Source organism: Kribbella sindirgiensis, assembly GCF_004331435.1.
GTDB lineage: Bacteria > Actinomycetota > Actinomycetes > Propionibacteriales > Kribbellaceae > Kribbella > Kribbella sindirgiensis.
On the sequence record NZ_SJKA01000005.1, the window covers coordinates 589,805 to 602,277 of the forward strand.

12 protein-coding genes are annotated in these 12,473 nt (G+C 67.4%); 3 read left to right on the forward strand and 9 right to left on the reverse strand.

The window, feature by feature from the left end:
* Positions 1-16 precede the first annotated feature (16 nt).
* The 9 genes from ligD to E0H50_RS17850 form a co-directional block, all read right to left on the reverse strand.
* Positions 17-994: a non-homologous end-joining DNA ligase gene (gene ligD, locus E0H50_RS17810; protein WP_131289559.1), complete on the reverse strand. Its 978-nt coding sequence runs from the start codon at positions 992-994 to the stop codon at positions 17-19.
* 500 nt (positions 995-1,494) lie between these two features.
* Positions 1,495-2,604 carry a hypothetical protein gene (locus tag E0H50_RS17815; protein WP_131289561.1) on the reverse strand — a complete coding sequence of 370 codons (1,110 nt, stop codon included), beginning with the start codon at positions 2,602-2,604 and terminating at the stop codon, positions 1,495-1,497.
* Positions 2,601-3,446, reverse strand: a complete 846-nt coding sequence (locus E0H50_RS17820) for an acetylxylan esterase (RefSeq protein ID WP_131289563.1) — start codon at positions 3,444-3,446, stop codon at positions 2,601-2,603. Before E0H50_RS17820 ends, E0H50_RS17815 begins: the two co-directional genes overlap by 4 nt.
* 4 nt (positions 3,447-3,450) lie before the next feature.
* Complete coding sequence (locus tag E0H50_RS17825) at positions 3,451-4,377, reverse strand: acetylxylan esterase (protein ID WP_131289564.1); 927 nt, start codon at positions 4,375-4,377, stop codon at positions 3,451-3,453.
* Positions 4,374-5,483 (reverse strand): ABC transporter ATP-binding protein, encoded by a 1,110-nt coding sequence (locus E0H50_RS17830; RefSeq protein WP_131289566.1) that lies wholly within the window; start codon positions 5,481-5,483, stop codon positions 4,374-4,376. Before E0H50_RS17830 ends, E0H50_RS17825 begins: the two co-directional genes overlap by 4 nt.
* A 5-nt stretch (positions 5,484-5,488) precedes the next feature.
* Positions 5,489-6,382: a carbohydrate ABC transporter permease gene (locus tag E0H50_RS17835; protein ID WP_131289568.1), complete on the reverse strand. Its 894-nt coding sequence runs from the start codon at positions 6,380-6,382 to the stop codon at positions 5,489-5,491.
* The gene (locus tag E0H50_RS17840; RefSeq protein WP_131289570.1) at positions 6,379-7,293 is read right to left on the reverse strand and encodes a carbohydrate ABC transporter permease; all 915 of its coding nucleotides are present in this window, start codon (positions 7,291-7,293) and stop codon (positions 6,379-6,381) included. The genes E0H50_RS17835 and E0H50_RS17840 overlap by 4 nt, the downstream gene beginning before the upstream one ends.
* A 2-nt stretch (positions 7,294-7,295) precedes the next feature.
* Positions 7,296-8,621: an extracellular solute-binding protein gene (locus tag E0H50_RS17845; RefSeq protein WP_131289572.1), complete on the reverse strand. Its 1,326-nt coding sequence runs from the start codon at positions 8,619-8,621 to the stop codon at positions 7,296-7,298.
* Positions 8,588-9,919 carry a hypothetical protein gene (locus tag E0H50_RS17850; protein WP_202868186.1) on the reverse strand — a complete coding sequence of 444 codons (1,332 nt, stop codon included), beginning with the start codon at positions 9,917-9,919 and terminating at the stop codon, positions 8,588-8,590. Before E0H50_RS17850 ends, E0H50_RS17845 begins: the two co-directional genes overlap by 34 nt.
* Before the next feature lie 170 nt (positions 9,920-10,089).
* Between E0H50_RS17850 and E0H50_RS17855 the strand changes: the two genes are divergently transcribed.
* The 3 genes from E0H50_RS17855 (at position 10,090) to E0H50_RS17865 (ending at position 12,115) form a co-directional block, all read left to right on the forward strand.
* Positions 10,090-10,536 carry a hypothetical protein gene (locus tag E0H50_RS17855; protein WP_131289574.1) on the forward strand — a complete coding sequence of 149 codons (447 nt, stop codon included), beginning with the start codon at positions 10,090-10,092 and terminating at the stop codon, positions 10,534-10,536.
* Between the two features lie 74 nt (positions 10,537-10,610).
* Entirely contained in the window at positions 10,611-11,498 is an 888-nt protein-coding gene (locus tag E0H50_RS17860) for an NAD-dependent epimerase/dehydratase family protein (RefSeq protein ID WP_131289576.1), read from the forward strand.
* 131 nt (positions 11,499-11,629) lie between these two features.
* The gene (locus E0H50_RS17865) at positions 11,630-12,115 is read left to right on the forward strand and encodes a P-loop nucleotide/nucleoside kinase family protein (RefSeq protein WP_272948510.1); all 486 of its coding nucleotides are present in this window, start codon (positions 11,630-11,632) and stop codon (positions 12,113-12,115) included.
* Positions 12,116-12,473 lie beyond the last annotated feature (358 nt).

The window sequence follows — 12,473 nt, forward strand, 5'->3', positions numbered from 1 at the left end:
GCCGCGCGGATGGGTGTTAGTCGGACTGTTTCTGTTCTTCGGCTTCGCGGGCGCGTTTGCGGCGTTTGCCTTCGTGCATGGCGGCGACGCGGGCGACCGGGATCGCGCGACCTTCCACGAGGACGTCATCCGGGATCGCCTGCGGTGCGGGTAACTGCTCGGCCCACGGGTCGCGATCGCCCAGGAGCGCCGGTGCGGTACGGACCGTGAAGTCGCGCGGCGTCACGCTTTCCAACTCGTCCCAGCCGACCGGAAACGACACCGTCGTACCAGGCCGAACACGCGGACTGTACGCCGCAACCACCGTCGCACCACCGGAACGCGTGGAGTCGACAAACACCTTCCCGTGCCGGTCCTCCTTGATGTACGCCGTGGTCGCCACAGACGGATCGATCTTCTCGGCCCGCGCCGCGATCGCCCGCGTGGCGGCCGCGGCGTCCTCGATCGACACGGTGTCGACAATCGGCACGACGACATGCACGCCCTTGGCGCCGCTCGTCTTCACCGCGCCGGACAACCCGCAGTCGGTCAACGCCTGCCGCACCAGCAGCGCCGCCTGCACCGCCATCGAGAACGTCTCGCCCTCCGGCGGATCGAGGTCGAGCACGAGATGCGTCACGCGGTCCCAGCGGTCGGCGCGCATCAACGTCGGGTGGTACTCCACCGCGCGCTGGTTAGCGAACCACAGCAGCGTCCGGCGGTCGTCGCACAACGCGTACGACACCTCGCGTTTCGACGCCTCCGCCCAGACCTTCACGGTCTTCACCCAGTCCGGCGTGTACTTCGGCACGTTCTTCTGCATGAACTTCGGCTGCCCCGGCCGGATCCGCACGACCGACAACGGCCGCTCCCGCAGCTCCGGCACAATCCGCTCGTGCACAGCGTCCAGGTAGTCGACCAGATCCCGCTTCCGCGCATCAGCCCCGTCGAACAACGGCTGATCCAGATTGGTCAGGTCAACCCCGCCCCGCGTCTCATCCGGCTTAGTCGCCATCCCCCGAGCTTAGCCCTGCCAGGCCTGACCTGTAGTTGCCACAGACGCACCGGTGCACCCGTCCGATGCTGTAGTGGAGCAGTGCGAGATCGGGAGACCAGTCGCCGGCGACGGGCGGTCGACCGCTGCACGGACGTCGTAGGCAGCCTCGCGTTCTTGGCAGCCAAGAGACGGGCCAGGCTTTGAGTTGCGCCTCGCGACGGACCGGGAAGCAGCACGACACAGGCACCGATTTCACCGGCGACGAGACGCTGCGCATCCTCTCCTTGAGCACCACGCTCGCGGCGGACGGGCGTCTCGATAACAGCGACACGAAGAAGAGACGACCTCGCCGCGCAGATCGCCAAGGCGCACACCGGCGAGCCCAATCAGACCTGACCGGCCTCCCCCGCTCGTCGAGTCGTGGGTCTTGGCGGTGAACGACGACCTCGTTCCACGACTCGCCGGTTCCCGTCGGCAACCGAACGCCACGAGTCGGCAGCCGGCCACCAGATGTGGCGTCACTCAGGGCTGTGCAGCCTGGCTGGTGAGTTCGTGAGGATGTCGAGAAGGGCGGCGAGGACGAGTCGATCCTCGCCGGGCCGGAGGGTCTGGGGGTTGAGAGCGATAGCGTCTCGCGGTACGCCGAAGGTGCCGACTGCGACACGTGGGTCGCCGTCCCACAAGGCCTTGATCACCGCGTCACGATCGCCGGCCAGCCTGACGACCGCGCGGCTATGAGGTTGACCGGCCTCGCTCGGATAGCCCCGCTCGACCACGACTCCCGGGATACCCTGCAGGCCCGCGATCCAGTCGGCGACGACGCGCTCGTACCCGGCCAACAGCTCCGTCTCGTCCTGTTGCAGCGTCCACTCGACCGCGGCGAGGAGACCCATCAGCTCCTCCTTCCCCACCTTCATCCCGCGCCCGAGCTCCTGCTTCGGCGACGTGTGTGCCCGAATCCGATCCACGAGCCATCGCTTCCCCAGGACCAACCCGCTCGCCTGCGGTCCTCGCAGTCCCTTCCCGCCACTCACGAGCACCGCATCCGCACCGATGTCCCGCGTGAACCGCCACAACGACGCAACCGGCGGGATCTGCGCGGCCGCATCCACAATCACCGGTACGCCGAACTCGCGCGCGCCCCGCACCACCTCCTCCACCGGCAACGCACCCGCCGCGTAGTGCGCGCCCGCAAACCACAGCACGCACGCCGGCTTGCGCGAGAGCGCCGTACGCAACTCGTCGTACGACGGGCCGATCTCGACGATCCGGGCGCCCGTGAGCCGGGCCGAGTAGTCGTAGCCGTTGCGCTGGCTCGCGAACATCACCACCTCGGCGTCGGCGGGAAACGCCTGCGACTCGGTGGTGATACAGGCCGCCACGGTCAGCGAGATCGCGGCCGCGGCGCCGGAGGTCACGGACGCGGCCTCGTTGTGAGTCAGCTCCGCGAGCCGCTCCCCCACCCGCTCGTTCAGCTCCGGGAGGTCGACGAACTGTGCCGCGGCGTCGTTCATCGCCTGCACGACCGGGGCCGGCATCAACGATCCACCGAGCACGGTGACCGTGGCATTGGCGTTGATGACCGGCCGCACGCCGAGTGGTGCGGTCGGGCGATGTGGTGCGGTCATGCGACGAACTTCGACATCGCCGGTACGCCGGACCGTTCGGCCAGCCACGCGTCGAGGAAGTCGTTGTCGGTGCCGTCGAGGTGGGTGACCTGGTAGACCTCCGGATCCGGCAACGCCGACAGCAGCGACTCGCACCACTCCGCATCGTCGACGGCAAGCAACGTCCGACCGGTGACCGCGGGGGCGTGCCGCGACGGATCGAAGTACGACAGGGTTGTCGACAATGCACTGGTCGACGATCCGCCGCGCAGATGGTCGTTCAGCTCCTCCAGCGGGTACATGCACGACTTCAGTCGCGCTTCCATCGCGCGGTAGAACAGGAGATCCGTCACCCGCACGGTGCTGAACCCGGGCCGTCGGGCCGCGGTCAGCACCGCGAGATCGTCACCCGTGACTGCGACCCGCGCCGGATCCACCTCGGTCAGCCCGAGCAGGAACTCCGCCGCTCGTAGACAATCTGCCGCGATACCCCGGTAGACGTACGTCTGCGGGTCGTCGACGTGCATCGTCAACAATCCCGGGTACGCCGCGGCGAATCCCTCGTCGGCGAGCCGCTGGCCACGGTGCATCAGGCTGAGGACGACGTACCGGCTCCGGTCGTTCGGGTGCGGGATGTTGTTGACACTTCCGTACCGGGGCGTGACGAGCAGTCCGGGGAACGGGCCGTCGCCCTTGGGGATGCTGAGGTTCCCGTACACGCGGTACGGCCCGGTGCTGGTGATCCGCACCGTGGAGAACGTCGCCTCGTCGGTCGTCCGCGCAGGGACCACGTCCAGCACCGGGCGGCCGGGGATCGCCGCGAGTTCTTCGTCGACCGCGGCCCAGTAGGCATCGAAGGTCATCAGGTCACCGTCCCGGGGTGAGGTGCTCGGCAAGGAAGTCCTCCACGACGCGCATGACGTCCGGCAGGCCGGCGTGGTGCGCGCAGTGTGGATAGGTGTGCAGCGTCGTCTCGCACGTCAGCGTTCGGTGCAACGCGAACCCTGTCTCGGGCGGGCAGACGTCGTCCTCGAGCCCCAGGTAGATCAGGGTCGGCGCCTGCACCTTCGGCGCGAAGTTCAGGCCGTCGTAGTACGCGACCGTCTCCCGCACCCGGTCGACGTCCTTCGGATGGATCCGCAGGTACTCGTTGATCTCCTCGTACGGGTACGACCGGGTCAGCGTCGGCGCGGTCATGATCCCGCACAGGTACGGCGCTCCCGCCGCGACGCACCGGATCGCGTCGGGGAGCAACGCGGCCGTGGAGATCCCGAGCCCACCGCCCTGGCTGGACCCCTGCAATCCGATCCGCAGATTGTCGACATCTGGACGATCGAGCAGTACTTCGACCGCGCGCACCACGTCGAGGTAGAAGCCGCGGTACCCGTACGTGTTGGGGTCGACGATGTTGTGCGTCAGCAGGCCGGGGTATCCGGGGTTGAACACGTCGTTCGAGCGGAGCTTCCCGCGCGGCGCGATCGCGAGCGTGGCGTACCCGAGTTCCGCCCACTCCTTCGGGACGGTCGGCTCGGAGATGTAGCCGGGGATCGTCACCAGGCCTGGGTACGGCGCGGTGCCCGCGCGCGGGACGGCGTACCAGGCGGCGATGCGGAGACCGCCGTAGCTGGTGAAGCGCAGATCGTAGACAATCACAGTGTCTGTGGAGAGCGTCGGCATCTCGGTGAGTACTGGGTCGAGCGGGTAGCAGGCACAGTCCGCCAGGCCGGCCGCCCAGAAGTCGTCGAAGTCGGCGGGGAGTTCGACCTCGACGGTGGCGTTCTCGGGGTCTCTCAAGAGTGTTCCTCTCGTTCGGGCGCGTGGAGTGCGGTGCCGTCGGCGGCGGCGAACAGGTGCAGGCGGTTCGGGGTGAACCCGACGTACACCGTGCTGTCGTGACCGAGGCGGAAGGGGGTCGGGACGCGGGCTTTGATCAGTTCGCCCTCGATGCGGACGGTGACCAGGACGTCGGGGCCCAGTGGTTCGGCTACGAAGACCTTTCCGGGGTGATGGCCGGCGACCGGGGCGGCGGAGAGGGTGACGTCCTCGGGACGGATTCCCAGAACGACTCGGGGGTCGTCCGGCAAGGTGGCGGGCGACGTGGGACCGGTGAGAGGGACGGTGAGGGCGGGGCTGCGGAAGGTTCGGGTGCCGTCGGCGTCGGCGAGTTCGCCGGTGACGAAGTTCATCGGGGGTGAGCCCATGAACGAGGCCACGAAGCGGTTCGCGGGACGCTCGTAGATCTCCTCCGGTGTCGCGCACTGCTGGACGACGCCGTCGCGCATCACCGCGATCCGGTCCGACATCGTCATCGCCTCGACCTGGTCGTGCGTGACGTAGATGAACGTCCGTGCCACGTCGACGTGCAGCCGCTTGATCTCCGCGCGCATCAGCACCCGGAGCTGGGCGTCGAGGTTCGACAGCGGTTCGTCGAGCAGATACGCGCCGGCGTCGCGGACGATCGCCCGGCCGAGCGCGACCCGCTGCCGCTGGCCGCCGGACAGCTCCCGCGGTTTGCGGTCCAGCAGGTCCTCGATGTCCAGCGTCCGGGCCGCCTGCAGCACCTGCTCCGAGACCGTTGCCTTCGGCACCCGCATCATCTTCAGCGCGAACCCGATGTTCTGCCGCACGGTCTTGTGCGGGTAGAGCGCGTAGCTCTGGAACACCATCGACACGTCCCGCTTGTTCGCCGGCAGCCAGCTGACCGGCTTGCCGTCGAAGAAGATGTGCCCCTCGGTGGCCCGCTCCAGCCCGCAGATCATCCGTAGGGTTGTCGACTTTCCACAACCGGACGGTCCGACGAGCGTGAGGAACTCCTGGTCCTCGACCGTGAGATTCAGATTGTCGACAGCCACCTTGCCGCCGAACGACTTGGTGACGCCTTCCAACCGCACTTCAGCCATCTGCCTCAGCCCTTCACGGATCCGGCGGCCATGCCCTGCACCAGCTTGCGCTGGAACAGCAGGGCCAGCACGAGAGGTGGAACGACCGCGAGCACACCGGCCGCGGCCATCACGGTGAACTGGGTGTTGAAGTCGGTGGCGAAGTTCGCCGCCACCACCGGGATCGTCTTCGCCGCCTTCGTACTGGTCAGGAAGAGCGCGAACATGAACTCGTTCCACGCTGTCATGAACGCGAACACCGCGGCCGCGACCAGCCCCGGCGCCGCGACCGGCAGGAACACCGTCCACATCGTCCGGAACCATCCGCACCGGTCGACGCGCGCCGCCTCCTCCAGTTCCCGCGGCACCGACCGGAAGAAGTCCTTCAGGATCCAGATCGTGATCGGCAACGCGAACGTCGTGTACGACAGGATCAGCGCGAGATACGTGTCCAGCAGCCCGAACGACCGCATCAGCAGGTAGAACGGGATGATGATCGCGATCCCCGGCACCATCCGGGTCAGCAGGTACAGCACGAGCAGCACCTGACTCCCCCGGAACTTCAGCCGCGAGAACGAGTACGCCGCGAACGTCGCCAGCGCGAGGTTCAGTACGGCGGTCGCGGTCGCCACGACCAGGCTGTTCCGCAACGAGTACGGCGTCTCCGACACGGCCCGTCCGCCGACGAGCTCCTGCGCCGCGTTCGGCCGCACGAACCCGAGATAGTTCTCCAGCGTCGGATGCGTCGGAACCCAGTGCGGCGGCACCGAGATCGCGTCCACCTCGTGCATGAAACTCATCGCAACGATCCAGTAGAACGGCAGCACCAGATACAGCGCGAACCCGGCAGCCAGCACGTAGAGCACGATCTTCTTCCACGGAACCCGATACCGGAGCGGGACGTTCACGGCGGTGCTCATACCTCGAAATTTCCTTTCCGGTAGAGGAGGCCGATGTAGGCGACGGAGATCAGGAGGGTGATGGCGGTGATCACCCAGGCGTAGGCGCTGCCCAGGCCGAAGTCGGTAAAGGTGAGGACGGTTTGAACGTCCAGGAGGGCGATTGTGGTGGTCGCGTCGCCCGGGCCGCCGCCGGTGAGGACGTAGATGGTGTCGAACGCGCGGAACGCGTTCATCGTCTCGAGGATGAGGACGATGAGGAGCGGGTGCAGGAGCCAGGGCACGGTCACCTCGGTGAACCGTCGCCACGCGCCGGCGCGGTCCACCGTCGCGGCGTCGTACAGCTCCGCGGGGATTGTCGACAATCCGGCGAGCAGAATGATGACGGAGAACGGCAGCGTGTTCCAGACCTGGGCGAGCGCCGTGAACAGGAACGCTCCCGTGCCGGACGTCAGCCACGCGTGGTAGCTGTCGATCAGCCCGAGCTGCTGCAGCAGGCCGTTCAGCGCACCGGTCTTCGCGTCGAAGATCGTCCGCCACATCAGGCCGTTCACCACCCCGGGCATTGCCCAGGGCAACAAAGCGAGGCTGAGCAGCAGACCGCGGCCGCGGAAGCGTTCGTTCAGCACCAGCGCCAGGATCAGCGCGAGGACGACGGTCAGCCCGAGGACGACCACCACGAACAACGCAGAGACCTTCAAAGCGTTCACGAACGCGTGGTCGCTGAGTAGCGAGGTGTAGTTGTCGAACCCGATGAATCGCTTGGCCCGCGGGCGTTTCAGGTTGTTCTTCTGCAGGCTGACGTAGAACGAGTACCCGATCGGATAGGCGACCAGCAGGGCGATCACCACCATGGCCGGGGCGTTCAGCGCCCAGGCCTTGGCGTTGTCGCCCAGCGGCCGCCGTTCGGCGAAGCCAGTCAGGGCCGCCATCGTCAGGAGTACTTCTTCTTGAGCGTCTCGGCCGACTGCGCGAGCGACGCGACCGCGGCCGACGGCTGGGTCTGGTTGCTCAGCACGCCCTGCACGACCTTGTGCATCTCGGTCTCGAACTCGGTGTACCAGGGCACCCCGAGCACGTTGCGCGGCTTGGCGATCTCGGCCAGGTGTGTGTAGACCGTCGGATCGGCGAACTTCTTCAGCGCCGCGGTGATCGTCGGATCGTTGACCATCGCTTTGTAGGCAAAGCCCAGCCCACGCTGCAGGAACCAGAACTTCGCCGTGTACGGCTGCTTGTCAGAGTCGTACCCGCCGAGGTACGTGAGCAGCTTGAACGCGTTGTCCTTGACCTCGGTGTCCTTCGCGAGGCCGTACATCCGGGTATTGCTGACCGTCCCGTGCTCCTTGCCGTCCAGGCTCGGCACCAGGCCCATCCGGATCTTGCCCGCGGCCTTGGACTTGGCCGGGTCGTTGTAGTCGCGGCTCGCGTAGCGGGCGCCGATCGTGTACGCGTACCGGTTCGCCTTCATCGCATTGTCGACCGGCACCGGCAGCAGCTGCAGCGACGCCGGGTCGATCACCTTCGACTTGGTCGCGGCCTGCTGCAGCCACGCGAACACGTCCTTCGTGACGGTGTCCGAGGTGTTCATGATCGGGTTCTGCTGGTCGTCGAACATGTTTCCGCCGCTGCCGAACAGCAGCGCCCACACCCAGGACCACCAGGTGTCGGACAGCTGCGCGGGCAGACCGATCGGGTACTCCAGCAGGCCGGCGTTCTTGATCTTCAGCGCCTGTGCCTCAAGCTCCTCGAGACTGGCCGGCGGCTTCGAGATCCCTGCCTGGGCGAGGATTCCGGCGTTGTACGTGAGGCACGTCGCGTCGGTGTAGTACGGGAGGCCGTACCGTTTCCCGTCGTACGTCATCGCCTGGGCGTTCCCGGGATAGATCGCGTCGTACACCTCGTCGACACCGGCCATCCCGTCGAGAGGTTGCAGGTAGTCGCCCTCGACCCAGGCCGCGAGCGAGTCGTCGTAGACGTAGAGCGCGTCGGGTCCGCCGCCGCCGGTGAACTCGGCGACGACCTTCTGGACGTACTGCGCACTCGTGATCGGGGTGTAGTTGACCTTGACGTTGCTGGTCTTGGTGAAGCGGTCGAGGTTCTGCTGGACCAGCGCTGCCTCGTAGTCCCAGCCCTCGAACTTCACACTGCCGTCGCCGGAACCACCTCCCGAGGAGGAGTCGTTCGAGCAGGCGGACAGCAGGGCAGGGCCGGCCAGTCCGAGACCGGTCAGCTTGAGGATGTGGCGGCGGGTGAGCTCCATGGTTGTGCCTCCAACGCTTGGGCGATGCGCAGTCGGTACAGACGCGTCGGGCGTCCTTTGGGGTGGTGCTGGGCGGTGCCCTCGACGCTCACCAGGCCGCCTGCGTCGAGAGTCCGGATCAGGCGGCGTCCGCTCTGGTCCGTGATGCCGAGATGACCGGCAAGCTCTCCGGGCGAGAGCGTGCGGCCTTGCAGTTCGTGGTCCAGCGCGGCCAGCCGGGAGACGGTGGTCGCGCTCAGACCGACGTACTTCGCGAGATGTTCGACCTCGTCGCCGTGCTCGCGGTACGAGAACCGCAGCGCCTCGCCGGCCGGCCCCATCGGGCCGATCACGACACCGCTGTCCTCGAACAGGTACGCGCACGGTTCGTCGGCGAGCTCGGCGCGCGCGGCCGCCTGCTCGGCGAGCAGTACGCAGTTCCGGGCCGAGACACCAACGCCGAAACCGGCAGAGATCTGTGCGCCGAGCGCCGCGGCGGCCTCGGCCAGTGCGGGTACGGCGACCCAGTTGCGGGTGATGCGCTCGAACAACGCCTTGTGGGCGAAGACGACGACACCGCGGCGCCCGCGGTTCTCGATCCAGGCGCCGGCGAACTCGGGGGTGTTGAGCAGATGATTCATCAGACCGATCCGGGCGCGTTCCTCGTCCGCCGACGCCTCGATCAGGAAGACGCCCGCGGCGAACCGTTGCGCACTGGCCCGCTCGGACTCGATCCGCAGCGCGAGCTCGTGCAGCTCGGTACGGATCGTGGCCGGTACCGGCATACCGCTCATGATCTGGATCCGGCCGGCGAGCTGTTCGCGGACGGCGGCGCGGACGCTGATCACGTAGCTGCGCTCACCGAACCTCTCGTACGCGGCCTGGTGGAACGCCACGATCTCGTCGACGCTCTGGGTCGGTGCGTAGGGCAAGCAGTCGATCTGGTCCTGATCGAGGTCCAGCGCGGTGGCCACCGCTTCGACCGCTTCGGCCGGGAACGTGTCGATACTGACCGGCGTACGACCCCAGCCGCGTTCCTGCGCACGGTAGAGCGCGAGCGTCAGGTCGAGCGCCGACGACCGGATCACGCCGACCGGCAGCCCGGGCGGGAGGAGTTCCTGGCTCGCGGTGTACGGTACCGGGCCGGCCAGGAAGCCGTCGAGTCGCGTCGTCCTCAGGAACTCCGCGACCTTGTCTCGGATCTCGTCCTCGTGGTCGTAACTGACCCACTCGAGATCCACCCCGCCCAGCGTGCGCGCGGCGTCGTGGAACAACTCGTGGTGGGTCACATGGGTGACGACCCCGATCACGATGTCCACGGCACTCCTTTACGCACCACGTTCGGAAGTGACTCGTAAATCCAATGCCGTCCAAGGTCCCCTGAATCCCCCGCCAGGTCAAGGGATCCCGGCTGGCAGGAACCTGTCGCCCGGACTGCGCACGCCGATCCGCCCGGCTACGCTCCGAGCCGGGCGCAAAGGGGAAGCGGATGTCGAATCGGGCCAAGCTGCTGTGGCACGTGGGAACCTGGGCACAGGTCGTCGCGGTGCTGGCGTTGCCCGCGGCTGCCTGGTTTCTGGGCGTCCCGCGGATGGCGGAGTACATGCTGGACAGCGACGGTGTGCACGTCGTCGGGACGGTCTACCCCTGGCAGCGGGACTACCGTGAGCTCACGCTGTGGAGCGACGACGCCCGCCAGATGTTCGCGAGGGTGAAATGCGGTACAGCGTTCACCTCGGAACCGAGCAACGACCGGGTTGGCCGAGAAGCGTGCTCGGCAATGGAGCAACGCGGGCGTCTCGTCGGGATCGGGCTGGTCGTGGTGAGTATCGGCGGGCTGATCGGCGGGTCGCGATTGCGTTCGGAACACAGGAAGAACCAGAAGCGGACGACGCGGGAGCGGAGGTCGCCCTGGGACGCCTGGTCGGATGACTGACGCGTCGGGCTCGCACACCCATCGTGCGGGATTTGTTCAAGACTCCGATGTGTGCGGCTCGTAGCGTCGCAGGCATGATTCTTGTCACCGGTGGGCTCGGAATGATCGGCGCCCACACCGCCCACGCTCTTCTCGACCTCGGACAGGAGGTCGTGGTCACGTCGTACCGGCGTACCGATCTCCCGTCGTTCCTCGACGGCAAGGTCATCGTGGAACAGCTCGACGTCACCGACCGGGACGCGTTCCTCGCGCTCGGGGAGCGGTACGACGTCAGCGACATCGTGCACCTCGCCGGCACCATCCCGGGCGACGATCCGGTCGCGTACTTTCGCACCGACACCACTGGGCTGCTGAACGCGCTCGACGCGGCCCGGGCCTGGGGCGTACGCCGGTTCGCGGTCGCGAGCAGCATCGGCGTATACATCGGCCAGGACGAAAGCCCATGGCACGAAGGGCTCGCGCTCCCGGACGCGGACCTGCCGCACCTGATCGTCGCGTTCAAGAAGGCGGTCGAACCGCTCACCACCCACGCGTTGCGGGGTTCCGGCGTACAACCGGTCATCCTCCGGATCGGGTCGACGTGGGGACCGCTGATGGACCCGGAGTCGGTGTTCAACTTCATCCCGCCGTACGTCAGCGCCCTCCAGCGAGGCGGACAGCCGGCTCCGTTGCACGCCGACGAGGGCGGCGACTCGTGCTACGCGCCGGACACGGGGCGCGCGATCGCTTTGCTGACGACAGCGGAGACGCTGAACCACACCATCTACAACGTCTCCAGCGGACGCCCCACGATGCAGCGCGAATTCGCCGACGCCTTGGGGGTCGGGACGGTCCCCGGTGGGCAACTGTCCCCGCACCTCGACATCAGCCGACTCACCGCGGACACCGGATTCACACCGGACTACAACCCCGCCGAAGCAGTCGCCCACTACATGACCTGGCGCTCCGAGAACACTCGCTGAAGGAGTACACATGCTCGATCCGAGAGTGCGCAGGAACGAGTGGTGCTCGTCGTGGAGCCCGAGCACCAGAAGGTCGGCATGAGCTGACCTGCGGCAACTGGTTGGATGCAGTTGTGACGGCTGGATTGGTTGTGTTGTGTGGGACCTCGTTCTCGGGGAAGAGCACGGTGGCTCGGGCGCTGGCGGAGCAGTTGCCGGCGGTTGTCGTGAGCCTTGACGAGATCAACGAGCGGCGCGGGTTATGGGGCGGGGACGGGATCCCGGTCGAGGAGTGGGGCCGGACGTATCAGCTCGCCCAGGCCGAGGTGCTGGAGTTGCTGTCGTCCGGTACGACGGTGGTGGTCGACGACACCAGCTCGCCGCGGTTCCTGCGCGACGGGTGGCGGGCGCTGGCGGTTGGAGCTGGGGTGGAGTTCAGGTTGGTGTACGTCGAGGTGGATCAGGCAATGGTGCGCGCGCGGCGGGACCGGAACCGGGTTGCTCCGCGACGGCGGGATGTCGCGGACGACGTACTGGATCAGCATCTCGCCGAGTTCGAACCGCCTGGAGACGATGAGGATGCCCTGCGGGTCGGGTCCGTCGAGGAGCTCGGTCGGGCGTGGAGGCTCGGGCGGTAGACGAGTTCCTGGGTCGTGCGGTCCGGCGTCGTGGGCCGTGCCGAACGGGGCTGCCCGACCAGTTGCGTCTGGCCCCTCGGCGCGGCCCTCTGCTCGGTGGCCGGGCTGGCTTTGGTGGAGGGTTTTCAGTGCGTCCGTGGAGGTCTTCTGGCGCTATCCGGGGCAAAACCCTCCCACCAACCACGATCACCCTCTCGGCATCCCGGCATCCCGGCATGAGCTGGCGGGGCCCCAAACCGGTTCGGGGAGGAGTACTCCCGGCAGATTCAGGGGGTGGTCGCAACGCGGTCTAGGTCTTGGATGAGGAGGCTAGCGAACATTTCGCGGGGGGTGTGGTAGCCGAGGCGTTTGCGGGGTC